The sequence below is a fragment of the Pseudomonadota bacterium genome (assembly GCA_010028905.1).
Classification (GTDB): Bacteria; Vulcanimicrobiota; Xenobia; order RGZZ01; family RGZZ01; genus RGZZ01.
This window is the reverse complement of the sequence record RGZZ01000010.1, coordinates 1-21,564: the sequence shown is the minus strand read 5'-3', so window position 1 is coordinate 21,564 and position 21,564 is coordinate 1. Positions and strand designations below refer to the sequence as shown.

Genomic DNA, 21,564 nt, shown 5'->3' with positions numbered 1-21,564 from the left:
CAGAAGGAGCACATCACCCCATGGCGTTCAAGATCGGCATCAACGGCTTCGGGCGCATCGGCCGCCAGGTCACCCGCGTCATCATGGAGCGCTGCCCGGACATCGAGATCGTGGCCATCAATGATCTCACCGACGCGCAGACCAATGCACACCTCTTCAAGTACGACTCTACCTACGGCCGTTTCAACGGAACCGTGGAGGTCAGCGATGGCAACCTCGTCATCAATGGCAAGGCCATCAAGGTGCTGGCGGAGCGAGACCCCGCGAAGCTGCCCTGGCGAGAGGTCGGCGCCCAGTTCGTGCTCGAATCAACGGGCATCTTCACCAACGCCGAGAAGGCCAAGGCGCACATCGAGGCGGGGGCCCGGCGGGTCATCATCAGCGCGCCGGCCAAGGGAGAAGACATCACCATCGTCCTCGGCGTGAACGACGACAAGTACGACGCCGAGAAGCACTTCATCGTGTCGAACGCGTCGTGCACCACCAACTGCCTCGCGCCGGTGGCCAAGGTGCTGCATCAGACCTTCGGCATCGAGTACGGCCTGATGACCACCATCCACGCGTATACAAACGACCAGCGCATCCTCGACCTGCCGCACTCCGACCTGCGTCGCGCACGTGCTGCCGGCTTGAGCATGATCCCCACCACCACGGGCGCTGCGAAGGCTGTCGCACTGGTGATTCCCGAGCTCAAAGGCAAGTTCGACGGTTTCGCGATGCGCGTGCCGACCCCGACCGTGTCGGTGATCGACTTCTGCGCCACCCTCTCGCGCGACACCACGCGCGACGAGGTCAACAGCGCCCTGAAGGCCGCTTCCGAAGGACCGCTCAAGGGTATTCTCGAGTACTGCGACGAGCCACTGGTCTCGGTCGACTTCAAGGGCGATCCGGCTTCGTCCATCGTCGACGCAAAGTCGACCATGATGTCGGGTCCGCGCCTGGTGAAGGTCGTCTCGTGGTACGACAACGAGTGGGGCTACTCCAACCGAGTGGCTGACCTCATCCAGTTCATGGCACGGAAAGAGTCGGCAGTCGCTGTCTCCTGACGCCGTGGTCCTCCTGACGGCTGGATCTTACGGCCGTCAGGAAGGATCTGAGTCGCAGGAGAACAGCCCTGCAGAAGCGTATTACCGACAAAAGCAGTCGGGAATACTCCCCCAGTAGCCCCGTCTCCGCGAGCGTCGCGAAACCGGCTTCGACGCCGGCCGACGCCTTAACGTCTAGGAGGTCGAACACCATGTCCGCAACCAAGGAAATCTCTGGCAAGACAACCATGGAAGAGGTCCTCGAGGCCTACCCCAGCGCCCGCCGTGCCCTCTTCCAGCGCCATCACATCGGCGGCTGCTCGAGCTGCGGCTTCTCGCCAACCGACAGCCTCGAAGAGGTTCTCGCCAACCACAACGTGTTGGATGTCGATGCTACCATCGAGTTCATCCGCGAGAGCCAGAAGGTCGATGACAACATGAAGATCACCCCCAAGGAGCTCAAGGCCCTGCTGACTGCCGGCAACGGCAGCACCCCCAAGCTCATCGACGTGCGCGACCAGTGGGAGTTCGACATCGCTCACATCGAGGGCGCCCAGCTTCTGAGCCGTCCCCTCATCGGCGAGATCATGGACAGCTGGCCCAAGGACACCACCCTGGTCTTCAGCTGCCACCACGGTTCTCGCAGCCTCGACGCGGCGTCCTACTTCATCGGTCACGGCTTCACGAACGTGCGCAGCCTCGAGGGCGGCATCGACAAGTGGGCCGAGGAGATCGAGCCCTCGATGCCTCGCTACTGAGGTCACCTCCGACCCCGACCCGTGCCCGCAAAGGCACAAGAAGAGCGGCTCGCGCCTTCGCGCGAGCCGCTTTTCGTTGCTCGGTGATGAATCACGGGCCGAATTGTGATGAAATCGCAACCATCGATTTACATCTTGTTCAAGAACCGTTTACATCGCGTTCACATCTGGACTAGACGATGGCGCCGCCCGTCGTGACATATCACTTGGGTGAAGGAGGCTGGCGAGAACCTTGCCAACCCGCTCACCCGGTTCCGATCTGTCGATTGCAAGATCGATGGTCGACTGAGAGGCGATCTTTCGCCGATCAGCCATTGGAACTTCCTCGTCCCAACAGTCCTTCCTTTCTTCGTGAGCAGGTTGAACAACCTGCTCTCTTCATTTCCGTGAAAGAAGAAAGGCGGAAACGGCCTTCAGCGAGACGCGACGAAGCGCATTGCGATGCTGGGGGCTTCGCCCGCCATCACCAGATCGCGCACGCGCTTCAGCACGTCGGCGAGCTGCAGCGCATCGGCCGACTTGTGCGACGCATCGAGATCGAAGTAGATGAGCATGCGCTCCCCGTCGGTCTCCGGGTCCGACCACGACCGCTTGGGCAGATCGCGCAGGCCAGCCTCTGTGAGCAGGGGAACCGCCTGCTCATACCACTCTCGACTTCCCCATACCTCGACCTCGAGAACCATCAGCGCGCCCTCGATATCTCAGAGAAGAGCACCTTCAGGTGCCCGACCCCGACTGGGAGCGAGTGCGCCTTCGACTCGCCCCCGATGCGCTGGCCCTCTTGCGTGGGGATCTCCACGATGCGCAGGCCGCTTCGCATTGCGCGAATCGACATCTGATACTCGATGGGAAACCCGCACTCTGAAAGCCGAAGCGTGTCGAACGAAGCCCTTCTGATGGCGCGATAGCCATTGATGGTATCGGTGACGTAGCGTCCACGATTGAAGAGGCGGTTCGCAATATAGGTGAAGACGCGGTTGACCCATGCCCGTGGCCTGAACCAGTGCACGTCTTCTTCGTTGCTGGCGCCTCGGGCAAACCGGGAGGCAATGGCCAGGTCAAAGCCCTCATCGAGTCGAGAGAGGAGATGGGGAATGTCGGCCGGGTCTTCGTTGCCATCCGGACTGAAGAAACAGAGCATGGGCTCGCTCGTGGCCGCGGCACCGACACGAAACGCCTCTCCTCGACCGCGGCGTGCCTGAGGCACCACACGAACCCCATGGGATTCCCAGAACTCGCGGGTTCCATCGGTCGACCCTCCGTCGACCACCACGACCTCGGCCACCGAGTCAAAGGGAATGAGCGGGTAGAGCGACTCGCTTCCGGCACGCTCGTTGAGCGTGAGAATGACAAGGCTGGCGGGATATCGGAGGGCCATCTCTGCGCTACGGGAAGTTGACGCACATGTCGTCGTTGAGCACAGCATTCTCGATCTGCTGTGCATAGATGCCATAGGTGCAACGAGGGCACTTGTCGACGTTCACGTCCTTCATGAGCTGCAGGTGCTTCTCGCCCCCCCAGAAATCGAGGATGTTCCGCGGGTCGGGGTAGTGGCTGCCCAGCACGAAACGGGGGTCTCCGCGCCAGTCGACACAGTTGTAGACGAAGCCGTCAGCCCCGCACTGGATGGTCAGCGGCGCGGCCCAGCATCGCGAGAAGCCGTGCTTCAGGTTCATCGTCTCCGTGAACTTGTGGCGCACACCGAACACCTTGAAGTCTCGGGTCTGCATCTTCATGCACGCGGCGAGCTGATCGTTCACGGCGTTCATGTCGAAGTGGAGAACCTCACCGAGGCCCTCGATGTTCTCAGAGGCGGCCGGGCGCGCGTGGAAGTGGTGCACACCCAGGTCCCGCGCCAGCTCGCACGCCTGGAGGATCTCATACTGGTTGGTCGGATGGATGAGATACTTGATGGCGATCTCGCAGCGTGAGCTGGAGGCCTTCTTGATCTCCATCATCGCGCGGATGTTCTCGATGATCTGATCGAACTTGCGCGGACTGGTCTTCTTCAGGCGCGCATAGGTCTCGCGCGTTCCCGCGTCGAGTGAGATGCCGATCCAGCGGGTGCACTCGACCGCGGCCTCACGACGCTCCTGGGTCTGGATGGCAATGCCGTTCGTGATGATCGACGACTCCTTGCCCTTCTCCCGAACCAGGCGGAGCGCATCCCAGAGGCCAGGATGGAGCGTCGGATCGCCCCCACCCGCGAAGCAGAACCCGCGAACCCCCCAGTCTGCCAGGAACTCGCACAGGCTCAGCAGGTGGTCGCGCGACATCTTGTGGCCGACCTTCTCGTCCTTGTGGAGGATGCGCCAGGAGTTGCACCACACGCAGTCGATGTTGCAGACGTAGGTCGGATCGATGCTGGCCTCCACCGGCGGCAGCAGCTGCTCATTGATGATGCCCTTGTAGTGCTGGAAGTACATCAGCCCCTTCCAGGAGTTGAACGAGTTGTACGGCTCGGTCCACTCCTGGGCATCGGCATCAGCCTGCGCTTCCGCCGCAACTGAAGAGGCGCCAGGCTGCACGGGCCGTCGGCGCCCCTCGCCCTGACGTCCACGACCATTGCCTGCGGCGTTCCCGCCCTTCCCTGCGCCCCGCGCGCTCGCGGGCTCCTGAGCGTCTTGCCGCGAACCCGCTCCGGCCTCAATCGCCATGTTCAGGGTGCTCCCTCGGTGATGCTTCTGCTGATGTGGCGCGCTCTCCCCGACGTGGCGGGGTCGACCATTTCACGTATCGTATACTATAGCCCAAGATTCTTGGATTTTCCAGATCATGGCGCACCGACCCGGATGCGCGCGCCCAGTCGCGCCGGACGCACGCGCGCGCTGCCCAGCGCCTCGGAGAGCAGGCTCAGCCCCTCGAGCGACGTGCCGAATCCCGGTGACACCTCGAGGCTGCCGTGCGTGTCACTCAGATGCCTGACGCGAGCGGTGACAACGTCGTCGACGATCTCGAGACCGACGTCACCGATGAAGCGCGTGACAACCGAGCCCGTCTGGCGCTCGACCAGCTCCACCAGATCGACGAAGGGGCGGCCTCCCGCACCCGCGACAACCGTGACCCCTTGCCGGCTCACGACGACCAGCGCCGCCTCCTGGCCTCCGGCAAGCGTGCGATACACGAGCAGCCGCAGTCTCGTTGTGAGACGATGGAGGCCCTCCGTCCAGGTTCGCAGGCGTCGAGCCTGGCGCACACGATCGAGAACCTCCTCGCCACGCCGCCCCCAGCGGGTGTCTGCGGTCCGGGGCAGGGGAGGGCCGAGCAGCAGAACGTCGGGGCTCGTTCCGAGCACGTATTCGAGCCCGGCACAGTGCTCCGGATCATAGGCCGACAGAACCACGGCATCGAGTCGCTTCGTCCAGGGCAGGAGCGGCGCCATCTGCACCTCCTGAACGCCGACCGTCGACCAGTTGTGGGCAAAGGCCTGGGTCTCCCCGCCCAGATCGTAGAACACGCTGAGAAGCCCGTCATCGAGGCCAGACTCGGTCTGACGGCGCACCACGCTCCCCGGCGCGAGACCGCGAAGGGCAACCGCGTGCAGCGCATCGCGGGGGCTCACCTTCTCTTCGAGCACGATCCACGAGAAGTGACCTGGGTCGGGGGCGAGCTGGGCCCGAGCCGAAACAGGACGCTTCCCGGGCTCGGCGAGAGGATCGCGACCCAGGGCCGCGCTGCCGTGGAAGACGTGAACGCAGTCGACGAGATCTGCACGCGCCACTGTCATCCGCGACGGACGGATCAAGGGTCGCGTCTCGAGGGGCGCGACAAACGGGTAGCTGGATTCACTGAGCGTCCACAGACCTGCGGCGACGAGGCACGCCTCGACAACGAGCGCGAGCGCGAGCGCGGTCCGCACCCCGCTGAGCCTCATGCCTCCCGCGATTGACACGAGACGAAGCCTGCGTCAGAGACGCATGGGCCGACAGACGCGCGAATGGTCAAGAGCGTGCAGCCAGCGTCTCTGCGGCGACGTCGCGCGAAGCCTGGACCGCCGGTCGAGCGGCCGTAGGCTCGACCGCCCTGGCAACGCAATCGGTCGACCGCCCCTCTCCTGCGTCGACGACCATCATCGCACGGTAGAGGGCCTCCGCCGACGGGACTCCCATCAGGAGCTCGCCCCCCTTCCCGGACGACATCACGAAGACGGGCACCGCGCACTTCACAGACAGCAGCCGCAGCCGCTCGACCGTCTCCGCGCGTCTGGCCTCGTGAAGCAGGGAGAGCCCAGGGTCGTCAACCAGCAGGGCGCTCACCGGCCGCCCTTCTTCCTTGAGGCGGCGGGCCCCGCTGAACAAGCCATCCGGCGTCCAGTCGAGCGCGTCGAAGACGTGAACGCCCGATTCGTACCGCTCGAGATCGGTTCGCAGGCCGCGACGATGCCTCGCCTGGTCAGACTTGGACAGGCTCTCCCAGGGCACCCCCGCCTCGAGGGCCATGAGGGCCGCCGCGATCTCATCGGCGCCCGCACGCTGAGACACGTACAGAACCGAACCTGCGCGCGCCGCGAGAACATCGCGCATGACGGTCGCAACCACCGTCGTGAGCCGCTTCTCATCATCGGTGATGAGCAGGTACAGGCCAGAACGGTCGATGCGGGCGCTGCCCCTGAAGAGGGTCATTGCGCCACCGCTGTCGACCAGCTCGTCGAATCCGAGCGGCTGAGGCGCAATGCCTGCATCATCCTGGGCGCTGGCGCGATCGAGCGCATCGAGTCTGGCGGCGAGGGTGTGATTGTGATAGATGAGGTAGCCGAACAGGCACAGAAACGCAACGAGGAAGAAGACCGGCAGGTTCTGGGCCGGTGCCGGCGTTGCGTCAGCGGTCTGGGCCAGCACCGACGACGCCGAAGAGAGCCAGAGCGCAGCCGCGGCGGCGCTAGAAGAGATGGTAGATCTTATCGACAACAAAGTTGACCGGCCTCTCGTAGTGCATGATGAACAGCACCATCGACCCGAGAATCACGAAGATCCAGAAGAGCGCGTTGGACGCGATCAGGGTCAGCAACCGCTTCAGCTTCTCCATGCACCCGCCTTTCAGTGCCGGTTCGAGGGCGCCAAGCGTGACAACCGCTCCTCGACCTGTTCTCCGTGCGGGATTATAGCAGACGAAAAACCGCGCTTCAAGCAAGAAGCACGCCAGAATCAGGCCCGGCAGGCCCTGCAGGGGGGGCGTCGTATACCCGTGTGCGAGGCATCTGCTGGGGAACGCCGCCGCATGGCGCTCCCGTGACGCAGCGAGAGGAGATCGCCATGTCTGTCCTGACACATGACGTCATCCTGCGCGAGATACGCGCCGGCAACATCGTGATCACCCCATTCGACGAGAGCCAGGTCGGCCCCGGCTCGGTCGACCTTCACCTGGGCAACGAGTTCCGCGTCTTCAAGAAGCTGCACCAGATCTACCACGTCAACGACAAAGCCGACTTCAACGAGATCACCGATCTGGTCACCGTTGACGACGCCTACGTGCTCCTTCCGCACGAGACGGTGCTGGGCATCACGGTGGAGCGCATCAAGCTGCCGCCCTATCTGTGCGGCTGGCTGGAGGGGCGATCGAGATTCGCCCGTCTGGGCCTGATGGTGCACATCACCGCCGGCTTCATGCAGCCCGGCATCGACAACCGACAGGTGCTCGAGATCTCGAACGTCAGCAGCGTTCCGCTGGCGCTCCACCCAGGAACGCGCTTCTGCCAGTTCATCTTCATGCACACAGAGGGCGAGGCCACCTACAAGGGGGTCTTTGCGCGCCAGGATCGCCCCTGATCGTAGGAGACCCCTCCCCTGATGCCAACAGGGAATCAACGTCGCGACGCGAACGACTTGCAGACGTCGTTGCCCCCGCGAGGGTGCGCGCACGCCAGCGGCTCTCCCTCCACCTCGCCACGTGGCCGCAACGACCGACACGCAGAAGAGGTCTATCGATGATCACGCCCGACTCGGTGATATGCGACATGCTCAAGCGCGTGCCGCTGTTCTCCGTTCTCAGTGATCGCGAGATCCGCGATCTCACCGCGATCGGCTCGACCCGGCGCATTCGTCGCGATGAGCTCATCTTCTTGCAGGGAGACCCGGGTCAGCACTTCTTCATCATCCTCGAGGGGCGCATCCGCATCTTCCTGCAAGATGCGCGAGGGCGCGAGGTCATTCTCGCTGTGCTCGGCCGAGAAGACTTCTTCGGCGAGATGTCGCTGTTCGACGGTCAGTGCCGATCGGCGTCAGCCCAGGCGCAGCAGGAGACACGGGTCTACTGCATCGGGCATGAAGACTTCAACCACTTCCTCGAGCGAACGCCCGCCGTCAGCCTCAAGATGCTGCGCTATCTCTCCGAGCGGCTGCGCCACGCCGACGCCATCATCGAGAACCTGGCCCTGCTCTCCGTGAAGGGCCGTCTCGCGAGGCTGCTCGCCGACTGGGGCGAGAAAGACGGCAGGTCAGCCGATGGGAAGACGGTGTTCCGCCTCCCCATGCCAAAGACCGAGATCGCACAGATGCTGGGAACCAGCCGTGAGACCGTTTCACGCATGATGTCAGAGCTCCACGATGAGGGCGTCATCGAGCTCGACAAGAGCCTGGTGCGCGTAGCCGGCCTCGACAGGCTGCGCCAGATCCCCTGAGGAGACGCATGCCGAGGCGCACTGGTGGGGGGGGAGTCACGCACACGAACGCGCGCGTGGGCCACAGGCGCCTGCGTTGGCCTGCCATCCTCACGCTGCTGCTCGCCGCCCTGTTCGTCGGCGCGCTGCTCTGCCCTGCGGCTCTGGCGGAACCCGCCCCCGACCCGAACTACATCATCCGCAACGAGGTCGTTCATCAGGCCTTCGCGCGGACCAGCTACTCCGTGCGGGTGCAGATGCTCCGGAACGACCCGAGGCTCCTCGACTCGTGCCTCGCACCCTACCGTCAGAACGGGCTCGAGTTCGCCTACCTCGAGGGAAGAGCAACCTGGGTTGCCCCAGACCAGTTCGACATCTATCTGTGGCCGCAGGGCCACAGCGACATGGTCACCCACCTCGGAAGCGACGACGGCTACAACCTCTGGGTCGTCTCCACGGAGGGGTTCACCCCTGGCGCGACAGACAGCCCCTCCCCAGCGCCCTCGATCTCTCCCGCACCTTCAGCTTCCCCGTCTGACGCGCCGTCCGCATCGCCCTCCGCCGCAGTCGCACCGAGCGATACCCCTTCCGCAACCCCTGTCGCGGCCTCCTCGGCCACGCCCTCCGCAACGCCAGAGGGCAACCCGTTCGGCAAGCCCTATCGCTTCCATCCACTGACCAACATCTGGCCGTTCCAGCTCAAGAAGGTCCCCGTCGGCGCCGAGCTGGCCTTCCTGGGTGAAGAAGAAGTGAGCCATCGCGCGTGCTGGAAGATCAGCCGCACGTCGCCCGAGCTCACAATGACGCTCTGGGTCGACAAGACCCGCCACGCCGTGGTGCAGCTCGAATACACCGACCCGACCAGTGGCAGGCCCGTGCGATTCAACGCCAGCGACTTCTTCAGCGTGCCGCCCGAGGCGGGTCAGCTCAACCAGATCCCGCTCATCACGTTCAGTCAGGCCACCGTCAGCGGTGGCATGTCGCCCCTGTTCGATGTGACCGCCCTCGACGCCCCGACCGCGATCGCGCCTTCGCCCACCGCCAGCGCGACGGCGAACGGCCCGCCGAACCGCACGATGCAGATGGCCCCCCCCTCGGTTCGCCTCGTGAGCGAGCCGCGTCTCCTCTCGGGGTTCCTGGTGCTGGTGGTGTCGGTGCTGCTTGTCGGCCTGACCTGGTTCGGTGGGAAGTACCTGATCTTTCTGCTCAGCCGAAGCGTGTTCAGCAAGGAGCTGATCGTGCTCGACGATGCCGAGGGGGTCTTCTCGCGGTCGCTTCAAGACCTGGGCTACTCGGTCACCCCCGCCAGCATGGAGCTGCTCACCGAAGAGCGCAACTTCCTGGGAAAGAAACCGGGTGCCGTGCTTCCACGCGCCATCGTGGTGGCCCCGCACTGCATCGGACTTGCCAAGAACTTCCTGTTCCTCATTCGCGCCTACGTCGAGGAAGGGGGTCGCGTGATGCTCCTCGACCACGGGAAAGCCGATGCCCCGGTGCTTCCCTTCCATGCGTTCTTCGTCCCGAACAACGGAGAGAAGATCTCCCTCGAGGCCCGACCGGGAATCTGGAAGCACCTGCGCGAAGAAGACGTGCAGACCAAGACCGGCCACCTCCTGCCAAAGGAGTACCTTGTGGAGGTCGACCACAAGCGTCCGAACCCCCCCCTGATCCAGACGTTCAGCCGCGCCACGGGCGTGCGAACCACCGTGGCAGGCATCTTCAAGGCGGGCAAGGGCGAGTATCTGCTCTGCCAGATGCGCATCGCCGACGATCTCAAGCGAAGCAAGCTCGAGACCTCTCCCATCACGAAGCTGGTGCTCCTCGACCTGATCTCGTATCTCCAGGGACGTACCTACGAGAAAGAGCCGAAGCCGAAGGAGACCAACGCGTAGCAGCAATGGCTTTCGCTGCGCGGCAGCGCGCTGCGTGACGTACGCCGAGGCAGACGCGACGGGGCGTTGCGCGACGGTCAGCCGACGTTCATGATGAACTGATAGAGCGGCAGGAAGACCGAGAGCAGGACGAAGCACACGATGAGGCCCATCGTTCCGATCATGATGGGCTCGAGCAGGACCAGGAAGCTCTCTAGCGCGTAGAGGACCTCCTGGTCGTAGAACTGCGACACGCGCGTAAGCATGCGTGGAAGGTCGCCCGTGTTCTCGCCGACCGTGATCATGTTGGTCGTCATCATCGGGAAGAAGTCGGCTTCGCCCACGACCTGGGAGATGTTCTTGCCCTCACGCACCCCCTCGAACATCGGCTCGCAGATGATCTGACGGAAGTACGTGTTGTCGATGAACTCCATCATCACCTCGAGCGCCTTCATCAGGGGAACGCCAGTCGCCAGCAGAATGCCCATGGCGCGGCAGAAGTGCGCGGTGATCAGCTTCTTGTTGAGGTCGCCCAGGAGCGGGACCTTCAGCATGAACCGATCGAAGTTGAACCGACCCTCCGCAGTGCTCAGGTAATCACGGATGTAGATGCCGTAGTAGAGACCGCCCAGCACCGCACCGAGCTCGATGTACGGGTTCTTGATGCTGTTGCAGATGAACATCATGATCTTCGTCGGCAGGGGCAGCTTGGCCGTGTCGCTCGCAAAGATGTCGAGCATCTGCGGCAGGATGTAGACGAAGATGACGCCGATCACGAGCAGGCAGACGCCAAAGATGAAGGCGGGGTAGGTGATGGCCGAACCCGCCTGCTTGCGGATCTTGAGATCCTGCTCGAGAAAGTCGGCCAGCTTCTCGGTCATGTTGGCCATGTCACCCGTCGTCTCACCGATTCGGAGCATGGCCAGATAGATCGTGCTGAAGGCGTGGGGGTGCTTGCCCATCGACCACGACAGGGCCGATCCTGTTCGGATGTCGTGCAGGATGGTGTTGAGCACCGGCTTGAGGCCCGGGTCTTCTTCCTGATCGTGGAGCACCTGGAACGCGCGAGACAGCTGGAGACCCGAGCGAAGCATCGTACCCAGTCGCCGGGTCATCATCACCACCGCCTGGTGGTCGACCTTCTTCTGGGCCCTGGTGAAGATGGCCAGCGGATTGAAGCGGACCGGCTTGATCTCGACGATCTTCATCCGGCTCGCGGTGAGCGTGTCGATGGCCACGCTCAGGTTCATGGCCTCGATGGTGCTCGTAACCATACGGCCATCGGGGGCCTGCGCCTGATACTTGAACGAAGGCATTGCTCTTCCTATACCAGAAAATCGCGCCCGGTTCCAGGCTCAACAAAGCGTCAGGCCCGCGATACGGGAAGGGCGGGCAGCGCCGGTAAAAAGAAAGCCCTACGCGGATGCGCAGGGCACTTATGTCGGGGCCTCACTCTTGCGGCTTTGCAGCCTCCCCTGGATCTCCCCCGAGAAAACATTGCTGTGGTCACGCGCACTCATCTCGCGTGCTCACAGACGCATCATACCACTGCCGGGTGGAGGTCGTCAGGACTTTGACAGAATCGTAACAGCCGCTGTGTCGGCCTCCAGCAAAGGAATCCCGCCACACGCAGGCCAACCCCCCGCGTGTGAGATTTGTGACCTTCCTCGGAACGTGCGGCTCGCCCCGCCTCGGGCTCGTCGACGAGACCACGGCGCTGGCCCTCGACATCACCGCCCTGGCCCCCGACGCCCCCGCTGACTGCGACGCGCTCGTCGCGGGGGGCGAACACACCCTCGAGCGGGTTCGCACGCTCATCTCGAGTGCCAGCGGGTCAGGCTGGCTGCCGCTGGAGAGCCTGGTGCTCGCTCCCCCGCTTCGACGTCCCGGAAAGATCATGGCCATCGGGCTCAACTACCGCGACCATGCGGAGGAGCAGAACATCGAGCCACCGCCTGCGCCGCTCATGTTCGCCAAGTTCGCCTCCTCCATCGTGGGACCCGAGGCGCCCGTTGAGATCCCGCCCGCAAGCAGCCGCATCGACTACGAGGTGGAGCTGGCGGTGATCATCGGACGCCGGGGAAGGATGATCTCTCCGGAGGCCGCGCGCGACCACATCTTCGGGTACACCATCATCAATGACGTCACCGCCCGTGACCTGCAGCGAAGCGACCGCCAGTGGGTGCGCGCCAAGAGCTTCGACACCTTCTGCCCCATGGGGCCCGCAGTGGTGACCGTCGACGCACTCGAGTTCCCACCTCAACGCGACATCGAGATGCGGGTCAATGGCGAGGTTCGCCAGCGCTCGAACACGCGCCGCATGATCTTCGACGTGCCCACCCTGGTGAGCTGGCTGTCTGAAGCCTTCACCCTCGAGCCCGGAGACATCATCTCGACGGGCACCCCCGCGGGGGTGGGCGTCTTTCGCAACCCTCCCGTCTTCCTGACAGAAGGAGACGTTATGGAAGCGAGCATCGACGGACTCGGCGTTCTGCGCAACCCGGTGACACACCGCCCCCCCGGTCGGCCCTGAACGTTGACGGGGTCGCGCCCCTTCAGTATAATATGCGAACGCGGAAGCAGGGGCCCATAGCTCAGTGGTTAGAGCGACCGGCTCATAACCGGTTGGTCCCAGGTTCAAGTCCTGGTGGGCCCACCAGGAACTCCCTCCGCATCAATGGCCCCATGGTCTAGCGGTTATGACGTCGCCCTTTCACGGCGAAGATCGCGGGTTCGAATCCCGCTGGGGTCACCAGGTTTCCTCAACGCCCTCTCGATCATCTGGTCGAGGGGGCGTCTGCTTTCCATGCGCCGCCGGGAAAGCGGCGCAAGCCGTCAGGTGCGCAGACGCGCGAGCACCTCGACCGCCTGGGTGCGATCGCCATTGCTGCTGATCGATCGTGGGGCGCTGTACAGGGTGAGACGATACCCGAGGCTGCGATAGAGCTCGAGGATGCGCGGCGTGGCCTGGTTCGAGAGCACGACCGGACCGTCATGGCGCGCCAGCCACTGGGCCAGGCGAACCTGATCGTCCCAGGAGAAGCCTTCCTTTGCATACTGCGTGAACTCGACATCGTAAGGCGGGTCGGCATAGGCGAAATCACCGCTGCGCAGCGCCACCGCCTCGAAATCGCCGACATTGAACTCCCACGAGCGGAAGACCTCGGCGTAGTGCCTGAAGTCACGCACGTACCCGATCTTCGCGTAGCGACCGAACGGGACGTTGTACAGCCCGCTCCGGTTGAACCGGCACAGGCCGTTGAAGCCGGTGCGGTTCAGGTAGTAGAAAAGCCCGGCCGCCTCTTGCGTATCCGTGCGACCTTCCCGGATCAGTGCGTTGAAGCGGTCGCGACATGCGTAGTAGAACGCCTCGTCGTTCTCCATGGGTGCAGAGATCTCGAGCCCCTCGCGCAACCAGCGATAGAGGTTGATGGCGTGGGGGTTGATGTCGTTCAGCAGCGCCTCGCGCGGCAGAAGGCCCAGGGCAACCCCGAGGCCCCCGCACATCGGCTCCACCAGACGACGGCGCGCGTGACGCCTCCAGATCGGGAGCAGATGGGGCAGGAGCCAGCGCTTCCCTCCCGCCCATTTCAATGGGGGCTTGATCTCGAGCTTTTCTGACAAGCGCGTCTGTGACCTCATCACGACGGGGGTCTACGAGCGATGGGATCTGCGCGCGGCAGGCGCTCAGGCTGATCTCTGAAGCTCGCTCGAGCCGTCGGGCGCGCCATTCGACGCAGACGCCACCAACCCTTGTGCGGCCGCGACGGTCGCCGCATCAAGCCGACGGTCGGCATCGGTGACGCCGTACCCCACGAACTCGCCGTAGGCCTTTCCGCTCACGGGCTGGCCGTCCATGGTGCCGGTCACGCGCAGACTCCCCTCCCAGTAGGTGGGGATGGGCGCCAGCTTGGGGTGGCTGTACGGCCGGGTGCCCGCCATCTCCTGATTGTCGAAGGTCGGTGTCACGTCGAGATCGAGGTGGCGATCCGGCACGGTGATGTGCCAGGAGGTCGGGTAGCGGACACCCGTGTCCGGACTGGTCCACCACGATCTCGGCGTGAGCTCGATCTGGTCAGACACGGCTTGGGTCCCGTCGGCGTTGCTCACGCCCACCGAAGCCTGAACGTTCCCGCCGTCGGCACCACGAAAGCGGAACGCGTTCACGTCAGCGCCGTTGTCGAGCTGGATGCCGAACCAGTCCCACCCGTCGTAGCCATTGAGCATCTGCATGTCACCCCACTGGTGATCCATCCAGGCAGTGCCCTCGACCCGACGGGCCTCTCCGTCGACCAGCACCGTCCCGGACGCCTGCAGACGGGTCCAGGTGTAGTACTTCGACAGGCCGTGCGGCCCCATGGCGATCTCGCCCTCGCCGCCCATCATGAGGGCGGGCTTGTCGTGGGTGAGCCTCAGATCGAGCTGCGCGTCGCCGTGAGGGCCTGCCAGGTGAATCGTGTGATCATCGAGGCGCTCCACGCGCCAGGTTCCACGCTTGTCGACGAACTGCTCGCTCAGCTGGGACTCTGTGATGCCTCCGTGAGGCTGGGCGCCGGGGCGGTGGAAGTGAGGGGTTCGAAACGCGCTGTGACGCCCCTCGCTCTCGAGGGTGATGGCCGCGTCGAGCTGCGTCGCCCCTGGCATGAGCGGGAGGTTCTTGTTGAAACGGGCATCGATGATGTCGGGCACGTCAAAGAGCGCGTCGACGAAGCCGTACTCGCGCCCCTGATCATCGCGCAGATGGCCGTTGAGGTACCACCACTCGGTCTTGGCGCCAGAATGGGCGCCCTCATCTGCGGGAAGGCGCACCTTCGAGGTGCTGGGAAAGGGGTTCGGCCTGGCGATGCTGTCAATCATGGCGACGGTCATTCTTCCTCAGACCTCATCGTACCAGAAGCCCGCTCGAGACGGTGCGACCGGGATGTGAACATCCGACGCGGTCGAGCAGGGCACAGGACGCAGGCAGCAGCGGCGCGAAGCGGTCGCCGATGTCCACCCTGATCGTGGCGGCAACCCCGATGCACCGCGCCGACATCATCGCCATCGCCGCGAGACGTCCCTGGTTCTCGCCTGCCGCGCGCGACTACTCTGCGGCGCTGCTCGGCGCGCAGATGTGCGAAGCGCTGAACCAGAGAATCGACGCGCTCATCGACCACCCCGCCGTCGACTTCCTGGTGCACGTCGACTCCGGAGACGGCCGGCCGCGCGGATGGGTCATCGTTCAGCACGAGGTCGAGGAGAACGTCTCCGGCACGACCATCTCGATGGTGCGTGACCCCTCGTGGATCGACACCCCGGCCCTCCTCGACGAGGCGGCACGACGAGCAGGTGCGCGAGGCTCGGTGCGCCTGGGCGTCGATCTCTCCCCGTCAGATGACGCCCAGGCGACAGTCGCGCGCGACGCCGGGCTCGAGCCTGAGTACCATCGCATCGTGTGCAACCTGCTGCGCGCCCCCACAAGCGCGCCAGGCGAGATCACGGTGCGCCCCGCCGCTGAGGAGGACAGGCTCTTTCTCGTCGCCCTCAGCACCGAGTGCGTGCCGTTCATGTTCTGCGCATCGCGCCGCGACGAGATCGAACGCGTGCGCCAGCGGTTCTTCGACGTCTACGCGCTCGTCGATCTGGAAGGCGACGACGATCTCTCGGTCTGGGTTGCCACGGCAGGGGCTGAACCCGCCGGCGCCATCCAGCTACGACCGCGGGCCGGATCGGCCATCGACGGCGGCCAGGAAGCCTACATCTTCGACATCTCGGTGATGCGGGCGCACTGGGGTTCGCGGGTTGCGGTGGCCCTGGTCGACCACGTGATCGAAGCGCTGCGGCAGCGCGGCGTGCGGTACCTGACAGGCGACATCAGCGTCGACAACGAACGGGTTGAGGGCCTCTCCCGGAGATTCGCGTTCGAGCGCGAGCACACACGGTGGTTCCGCCGCCTCGACGGTGAACGGCAGATGCCCCCCAGAGAAGGAGCGATTCAGTGAGCGAACCCGATCTCGAGGCCATCATGCATCGTGTACGTCACGTCCCGTGCCCCGCGTGCGGAACCGAATGCGACCCCGACGACGTGGGCTGTCCCGAATGTGGCAGCGCCCTCGAGGCTGTGGAAGACGACGGGACAGGCCTTTCGCTGATGGCGGAAGAGGCAGGCACGGGCGCCCGGGGCCGGAGCGTGCCGCTCGAGCGCGCCCGCAACTACCGCGCCCTGCGGGCAGCAGCCGACGGCGCCCTCGAAGGCGGAATCGACAACGACACCTACCGCGCAGTGATGCAGCGCATCAAGACCATCGCCGTGATGGGCGTGAAGGTCTTCGAGAGCGACGTGGCGCGCGAGCGGTTCAGCACGCTTCCGGAGAGCGAGCGCGCCGTTGCCGTGCTCATGGAGGCGGGGTTTCGCCGTCTCCAGACGGGTGTGAACCGAATGGAGCGCTGGCTGACGACGTCAGACGCGAACGATGTCTCGGAAGGCTGGAGAGACGCTGAGCAGGGCTGGATCGACATCGATCGCGCCCAGGAGATGGCGCTCGAGATCGCCGAGACACGAGAGACGTGACAGCACACAGGCACTAGACGCGCACGCGTCGATGCGTGATAGGAGAGACAAGAGGGCCTCGATCCGCCGCCTCGCTCGAGCGACGCCGCTGATAATGGCCACGCCGACCCCTTCGAAGATCGGCGAGCAGGGATAAGGAGAGCACGCACATGGGACTTCCTGGCATTGGTGACATCGGCGGTGGCGGCGGTAGCAGCCCGCTCGACAAGCTCAACCCCGGCAAGGGACTCCAGAAGCTCGGCAAGCTCATCGAGAACGCCGACCCCATGAAGCTGATCTCGAATCTGGCGGGTGCCGCTAAGGGCGGCGAAGAGTAAGCCCTTCGGCAATTCCCTGAAGCACAGAGAGAGCGCCTCGGTCGATCACCGAGGCGCTTCTGCTTTCCGTGGCGCATCGCGCCGAAGCGCGCGACGAAATTCTTGCGCCGAGAAGAAGGAGTTCTGCGGCTTCCATTGAATTACATTCAGCATCCATTCCATTGCCTGCTGCCACCAGGACCTGGAGAGTGTGGATGATGCCCTGCTCGTCGCCTGCCCCCGGAAGAACGCAAATGACGAGCAGGGCATCAGCATCATCTCACGATCCTCGGCGGAGGCCAGCCGGAAGCGAGGTGCCATGAAGCGGCTTCGCCCGCCTTTCTGGGAAGTGTTCCGGGCGCTCGTCGACTTTGCACTGCGCCCCGAGTACCGCGCGGAGACCGAGCGCGCCAGTCAGGAGTACTTCGGCACGAGCCGTCCCCACGAGACCGGGTATGCCCTGGCCTCGAACGATGGCGCATGGGTCGAAGGCGCCGAATACCTGGCGTTCCTGGAGTGGATGATCTTCGACCGCGCCTGCACGAGCGATCACAACCCCCTCATCGAGGCCTTCCTCGAATCCAGCTCCGACCTTGGCGGAGATCCGCGAGACGACGTGAAGTCGTGGTCAGAGACGCACCTCTCGTTCTATCAGGTCACCGACGTGGTGGCCAACGGCATCTTCATGCGCGACCTCATGCGCGTCGGCGGAGAGATCGAGCACTTCGTGGCAGAGCCACCATCCTCGCTCAACCTGCGCGGAGGCGAGCTGGTGCTCGTGCGCCTGCTGCGGTGGAACCGCGAGCTGCGTCTCGCCGGCGCGGTGAACGTCTTCCCGGAGAGCGCCCGCACGTCGCTGGTCGACTACCTCAACGAGCTGCGCGCGCAGCTGTCGGCAGAGACGTGGAGCGAGATGCTTCGAGACGTGCTGCCCGCGCTCTGCCGATTCCAGACGGCCAGCGCCATCGAAGACGAACCCTTGTTCCCTGGCGGCTACCCGGAACATCTCTCGACCGGCACCGTCGAGACCCTTGTGGAACACGGTCGCTCGTGCATGGAACGGGGAGAGTGGAACGAAGCCCTGCTGTGCTTCCAGCGCGCCCTGTACGCCGACCCGCTGCACGTGGGTGCGCGCAACGGAGTGGGGCTGGTGCACCTCAACCGCGGTGACGTCGCCCAGGCGAGGCGAGCGTTCAGCTCCATCCTCGAAAGCCATCCGCAAGACCCGGTCGCTCTGCTGAACATGGGGAATGCGGCCATCATGTCGGGGCAGCTCGACGAAGCGCAGCAGCTTCTCGAGCGCGCGAGAGAGCACGCCGATGACGACTCGGTGCGAACCCACGCCCTGTTCAACCTCGGTCTCGCGTCGCTCGTTCTCAACGATCACGCGCGCGCCGTGCGCTCGTTCCGGGAGGCCTCCCGCCTGGCCGATCTGCTCGAGAGCCCGTCCGACGCGGCGTCGCTCCACTTCCGCATCGGCTCGAACCTGGCCGCCAGCGAGCGCCACGACGCAGCGCTGACCTACTTCCGCAAGAGCGTGCGATGCGTCCCTGAATTCGCAGAAGGCCATCTGCAGCTTGCCGAATCGTACCAGCGACTCGGCCGATGGCGCGACGCCGTTCGAGAGTACGGCCTCGCCGCCCGCTACGGCGCACCAAATGGCCGCACCTGGCTCGAGATGGGGAAGTGCCTGATCGAGGCAGGTCAGTGGCGTCGCGCCGAGCAGGCGCTGTGGCGCGCCATCGATCTGCTGCCCGGGCTGGTGGAGGCGCACGTTCACCTCGCCCAGGCCATGCTTGCCCAGAACCGACTCGAAGAGGCCCGCACCCGCTGCGAGGTCGCCCTCTATCACGCCCCACGCGCGGTCGACGTTCTCGTCATGGTGGGAGACGTAGCCCGTCGCCTCGGCGACTACAAGGCATCGACACGCTATCTGCGGCGCGCCCTGCGCCTGCAGCCCACACACGAATCCGCCCGAGGCCTGCTGGCCCAGGTGCGCAAAGAGGAGCGCAGCTATTGTACCTGAAGCGCTGTGAGATGGTCGGCTTCAAGACCTTCGCCGACCGCACCGAGCTCGAGTTCGGACCTGGAATCACCGCCATCGTAGGCCCCAACGGCAGCGGAAAGTCGAACATCACCGACGCCCTTCGCTTCTGCCTGGGCGAAGGCAGCGTGCGGACCCTGCGCGGAAACCGCATGGAGGAGATGATCTTCGCCGGAAGCGGAACGCGCCAGCCGGCCGGCATGGCCGAGTGCACCGTGGTGTTCGACAACACCGACGGCTACTTTCCGCTGGAGTTCAGTGAGATCTCGATTACGCGCCGCCTCTTCCGCGGAGGAGACACCGAGTATCTCATCAACAAGGCGCCGTCCCGCCTGAAGGACATCCACGCCATGCTCGCCGGCACGGGGCTGGGCCAGGGATCGATCTGCATGCTGGGCGCGCGGGAGATGGGCATGGTGCTCTCCCCCGACGCGCAGGATCGCAAGATCGTCATCGAAGAGGCGAGCGGCGTCCTGAAGTACAAGATGCGCAAGCGCGAAGCCGCGCGCAAGCTCGACCAGGTGAAGGACAACCTCACCCGCCTGCACGACATCCTGCGAGAGGTGCGCACGGGCCTCGACACGGCGTCGCATCAGGTCGAGCGCTACCAGCGCTACAAGCGCGCCGAGGAGCGCCTCCGCCGTCTCGAGGTGGGGCTGGCCGCCCGGGAGATGGAGAGCATCGAGAAAGCGCTCCAAGACATCCTGCAGCGAGGAGAGAGCGCGGCCACCCAGGCGCAGACCGCAGGCGAGCGCCTCGGCTGGCTCGAGGAGCAGGTCTCATCGCGTCGCGAGGAGATGTCACGCCTCGAGGAAACGCTGCAGCGGGTTCAGGAAGAGAGACGCCTGGCCGCCATCGAGCTCGAGCGCGCCCGCCGCGACGTGGCGCTGGCCGAGGAGCGCGCGCAGAACGTGGAGCGCGACCGGGAGCGCATCAACCTCCGCCTGACCCGCATCGGCGAGCTCGACACCGAGCTGGGCCAGCAGATGTCTGAAGCCCGTGACGAAGAGGCGACAGCGGCCACTGCAGTGGACGGCACCGAAGACGAGGTGGCCGCGCAGGAGCGGCGCATCGAAGCCCTCGAGCAGGAATCGGTGGAACGGTCTCCCGAGTTCGGTGAAGCGCTTCGCGAGGAGTCGAGCGTGGCCCAGGAGCGGGCGTCCGTGGAGGCCCGCAAGCAGGCCGCCAGCGAGCGCGCCCTGGCCGCCAGCGAGCGCGCCCTGGCGCTCACCGAGCAGGCCGACCGGGTAGAGGCCGAGGGGCGCGAGCACGAAGCTCGCCAGGAAGAGAAGAGGGCCGAGGCCGACGAGCTGAAGACCCGCCTCGACGCCATCGACAAGGAGGTGGCCACCCTCAAGGAGCAGCGCACCTCCCTCGAGGCCCAGATCGAGCAGGGCGCACGCGACAACGAGAAACTCGAAGACGCCTACCACCAGCGCTCGTCGCGCCTCGGGGCGCTCATGGAGATCGAGGACGACTACCAGGGGTTCTCCGAAGGGGTGCGCTACCTTCTCCGCCGCCCGGACAAGCTGCCAGGCGTCATCGGCGTGGTGTCGGAGTGCATGGTTGCGGGGCGTGATCACGCCCGCGCCATCGAAGCGGCCCTCGGCGGCCACGCGCAGGACGTGCTGGTCGAGTCGAAGCGTCACGCAAAGGCCTGCATCGAGCTTCTCAAGCGCGATCGCGGCGGCAAGGTCACATTCTGGCCCCTCGACCTCGATCGCCCCCCGCAGCGACGTCCGGACTGCCTCGATGAGCGCGGCGTTGTGGGCTGGGCCCCTGACCTGGTTCGCTTCGAAGCGCGATACGAAGGCGTGGTGGCGGCTCTCCTCGGGCGCACGGTGGTGGTCGAGACCCTCGACGTGGCCACTGAGCTGTATGAGTCGCTGGTGCGCAGGCGCGCGTTCATTCCCCTGATCGTGACCCTCGACGGCGATGTTCTCGCCCCCGGCGGCTCGATGAGCGGCGGAACCCAGAAGAACTCGAAGGCCGGCCCCGTGCAGCGGCGCGCCGAGCTCGAGGCGCTCGAGAAGGAGGTCGAAGACCTCCGGAAGCGCTTCACGCGCATGCGCGAAGAGCGTCGACGTCAAGATCAGGAGCTTCGAGACCTCCGGACCCGAGCAGATGATCTGCGCGCGGAGGCCCAGCGCATGGCGGCCAGGCTTGCCGAGCTTGACCGTGCCGCGTCGGTGTCGGAGTCTCGCGCCCAATCGGTGGCGTCAGAGGCCGCACGGCTGCGAGACCAGGCCAAAGAAGCCGCAACCGAGTCGAAGGCCGCGCGCGCAGAGGAGAGCACCCTCGCCGTTGCGCTCACGGCCCTGCAGACGAGGGCCACGGCGGTGGCAGAGAAGCTGTCACGCTTTGCGGAAGAGCGCGCGCGTCACGAAGCCGCCAAGGGTGAGCTGGTGCGCGTGCTCGAAGCGCT

The 21,564-nt window shown here is 65.0% G+C and carries 19 protein-coding genes and 2 tRNA genes; 12 read left to right on the top strand and 9 right to left on the bottom strand.

Features of this window, described 5'->3' with window-relative positions; genetic code table 11:
• The first annotated feature begins 20 nt into the window (after positions 1 to 20).
• Entirely contained in the window at positions 21 to 1,046 is a 1,026-nt protein-coding gene (gap, locus tag EB084_01670; protein ID NDD26963.1) for a type I glyceraldehyde-3-phosphate dehydrogenase, read from the top strand.
• Here gap and EB084_01665 read toward each other — a convergent pair.
• The gene (locus EB084_01665) at positions 1,009 to 1,275 is read right to left on the bottom strand and encodes a hypothetical protein (GenBank protein NDD26962.1); all 267 of its coding nucleotides are present in this window, start codon (positions 1,273 to 1,275) and stop codon (positions 1,009 to 1,011) included. The two genes, gap and EB084_01665, sit on opposite strands and share 38 nt — an antisense overlap.
• Between EB084_01665 and EB084_01660 the strand changes: the two genes are divergently transcribed.
• A complete protein-coding gene (locus EB084_01660; protein ID NDD26961.1) occupies positions 1,274 to 1,783 on the top strand; it encodes a rhodanese-like domain-containing protein in 510 nt (169 codons plus the stop codon). The two genes, EB084_01665 and EB084_01660, sit on opposite strands and share 2 nt — an antisense overlap.
• A 413-nt stretch (positions 1,784 to 2,196) precedes the next feature.
• Here EB084_01660 and EB084_01655 read toward each other — a convergent pair whose 3' ends face one another.
• The 5 genes from EB084_01655 to EB084_01635 all read right to left on the bottom strand — a co-directional run bounded on the left by EB084_01655 (position 2,197) and on the right by EB084_01635 (position 6,621).
• Positions 2,197 to 2,466 (bottom strand): hypothetical protein, encoded by a 270-nt coding sequence (locus EB084_01655; GenBank protein ID NDD26960.1) that lies wholly within the window; start codon positions 2,464 to 2,466, stop codon positions 2,197 to 2,199.
• Positions 2,466 to 3,236, bottom strand: coding sequence for a glycosyltransferase (locus tag EB084_01650; protein NDD26959.1), 771 nt, complete (start codon positions 3,234 to 3,236; stop codon positions 2,466 to 2,468). The genes EB084_01655 and EB084_01650 overlap by 1 nt, the downstream gene beginning before the upstream one ends.
• Positions 3,169 to 4,440 carry a radical SAM protein gene (locus EB084_01645; GenBank protein NDD26958.1) on the bottom strand — a complete coding sequence of 424 codons (1,272 nt, stop codon included), beginning with the start codon at positions 4,438 to 4,440 and terminating at the stop codon, positions 3,169 to 3,171. The genes EB084_01650 and EB084_01645 overlap by 68 nt, the downstream gene beginning before the upstream one ends.
• Positions 4,441 to 4,556: 116 nt before the next feature.
• Positions 4,557 to 5,657, bottom strand: coding sequence for a hypothetical protein (locus EB084_01640; GenBank protein ID NDD26957.1), 1,101 nt, complete (start codon positions 5,655 to 5,657; stop codon positions 4,557 to 4,559).
• Positions 5,658 to 5,724: 67 nt separating this feature from the next.
• Positions 5,725 to 6,621 carry a hypothetical protein gene (locus EB084_01635; protein NDD26956.1) on the bottom strand — a complete coding sequence of 299 codons (897 nt, stop codon included), beginning with the start codon at positions 6,619 to 6,621 and terminating at the stop codon, positions 5,725 to 5,727.
• A gap of 414 nt (positions 6,622 to 7,035) precedes the next feature.
• On the opposite strand from EB084_01635, the gene dcd reads away from it, so the two are divergent.
• The 3 genes from dcd (at position 7,036) to EB084_01620 (ending at position 10,270) form a co-directional block, all read left to right on the top strand.
• Positions 7,036 to 7,548, top strand: coding sequence for a dCTP deaminase (dcd, locus tag EB084_01630; protein NDD26955.1), 513 nt, complete (start codon positions 7,036 to 7,038; stop codon positions 7,546 to 7,548).
• Between the two features lie 158 nt (positions 7,549 to 7,706).
• Positions 7,707 to 8,399 (top strand): Crp/Fnr family transcriptional regulator, encoded by a 693-nt coding sequence (locus tag EB084_01625; protein ID NDD26954.1) that lies wholly within the window; start codon positions 7,707 to 7,709, stop codon positions 8,397 to 8,399.
• Positions 8,400 to 8,455: 56 nt separating this feature from the next.
• A complete protein-coding gene (locus EB084_01620) occupies positions 8,456 to 10,270 on the top strand; it encodes a hypothetical protein (protein ID NDD26953.1) in 1,815 nt (604 codons plus the stop codon).
• A 77-nt stretch (positions 10,271 to 10,347) separates the two neighbouring features.
• On the opposite strand, the gene EB084_01615 is transcribed toward EB084_01620, so the two are convergent.
• Positions 10,348 to 11,565 (bottom strand): type II secretion system F family protein, encoded by a 1,218-nt coding sequence (locus EB084_01615; GenBank protein ID NDD26952.1) that lies wholly within the window; start codon positions 11,563 to 11,565, stop codon positions 10,348 to 10,350.
• Between the two features lie 332 nt (positions 11,566 to 11,897).
• Between EB084_01615 and EB084_01610 the strand changes: the two genes are divergently transcribed.
• From EB084_01610 to EB084_01600, 3 genes are all read left to right on the top strand, one after another.
• Positions 11,898 to 12,782 carry an FAA hydrolase family protein gene (locus EB084_01610; GenBank protein ID NDD26951.1) on the top strand — a complete coding sequence of 295 codons (885 nt, stop codon included), beginning with the start codon at positions 11,898 to 11,900 and terminating at the stop codon, positions 12,780 to 12,782.
• A gap of 50 nt (positions 12,783 to 12,832) precedes the next feature.
• A tRNA-Met gene (locus EB084_01605) sits at positions 12,833 to 12,908 on the top strand.
• 20 nt (positions 12,909 to 12,928) lie between these two features.
• Positions 12,929 to 13,004 (top strand) — tRNA-Glu (locus EB084_01600).
• Positions 13,005 to 13,084: 80 nt separating this feature from the next.
• Here EB084_01600 and EB084_01595 read toward each other — a convergent pair.
• Together EB084_01595 and EB084_01590 are read right to left on the bottom strand one after the other, a co-directional pair.
• Positions 13,085 to 13,891 carry a Dam family site-specific DNA-(adenine-N6)-methyltransferase gene (locus tag EB084_01595; GenBank protein ID NDD26950.1) on the bottom strand — a complete coding sequence of 269 codons (807 nt, stop codon included), beginning with the start codon at positions 13,889 to 13,891 and terminating at the stop codon, positions 13,085 to 13,087.
• Positions 13,892 to 13,936: 45 nt separating this feature from the next.
• Complete coding sequence (locus EB084_01590) at positions 13,937 to 15,118, bottom strand: hypothetical protein (protein ID NDD26949.1); 1,182 nt, start codon at positions 15,116 to 15,118, stop codon at positions 13,937 to 13,939.
• Between the two features lie 119 nt (positions 15,119 to 15,237).
• Here EB084_01590 and EB084_01585 point away from each other — a divergent pair, with 119 nt between their 5' ends.
• From EB084_01585 to smc, 4 genes are all read left to right on the top strand, one after another.
• Positions 15,238 to 16,230: a GNAT family N-acetyltransferase gene (locus EB084_01585; GenBank protein NDD26948.1), complete on the top strand. Its 993-nt coding sequence runs from the start codon at positions 15,238 to 15,240 to the stop codon at positions 16,228 to 16,230.
• A complete protein-coding gene (locus tag EB084_01580; GenBank protein NDD26947.1) occupies positions 16,227 to 16,799 on the top strand; it encodes a hypothetical protein in 573 nt (190 codons plus the stop codon). The genes EB084_01585 and EB084_01580 overlap by 4 nt, the downstream gene beginning before the upstream one ends.
• Before the next feature lie 507 nt (positions 16,800 to 17,306).
• Positions 17,307 to 19,121 carry a tetratricopeptide repeat protein gene (locus tag EB084_01575; GenBank protein NDD26946.1) on the top strand — a complete coding sequence of 605 codons (1,815 nt, stop codon included), beginning with the start codon at positions 17,307 to 17,309 and terminating at the stop codon, positions 19,119 to 19,121.
• A partial coding sequence (gene smc / locus EB084_01570) for a chromosome segregation protein SMC (protein ID NDD26945.1) occupies positions 19,112 to 21,564 on the top strand: 2,453 nt, incomplete at its 3' end. The genes EB084_01575 and smc, both read left to right, overlap by 10 nt.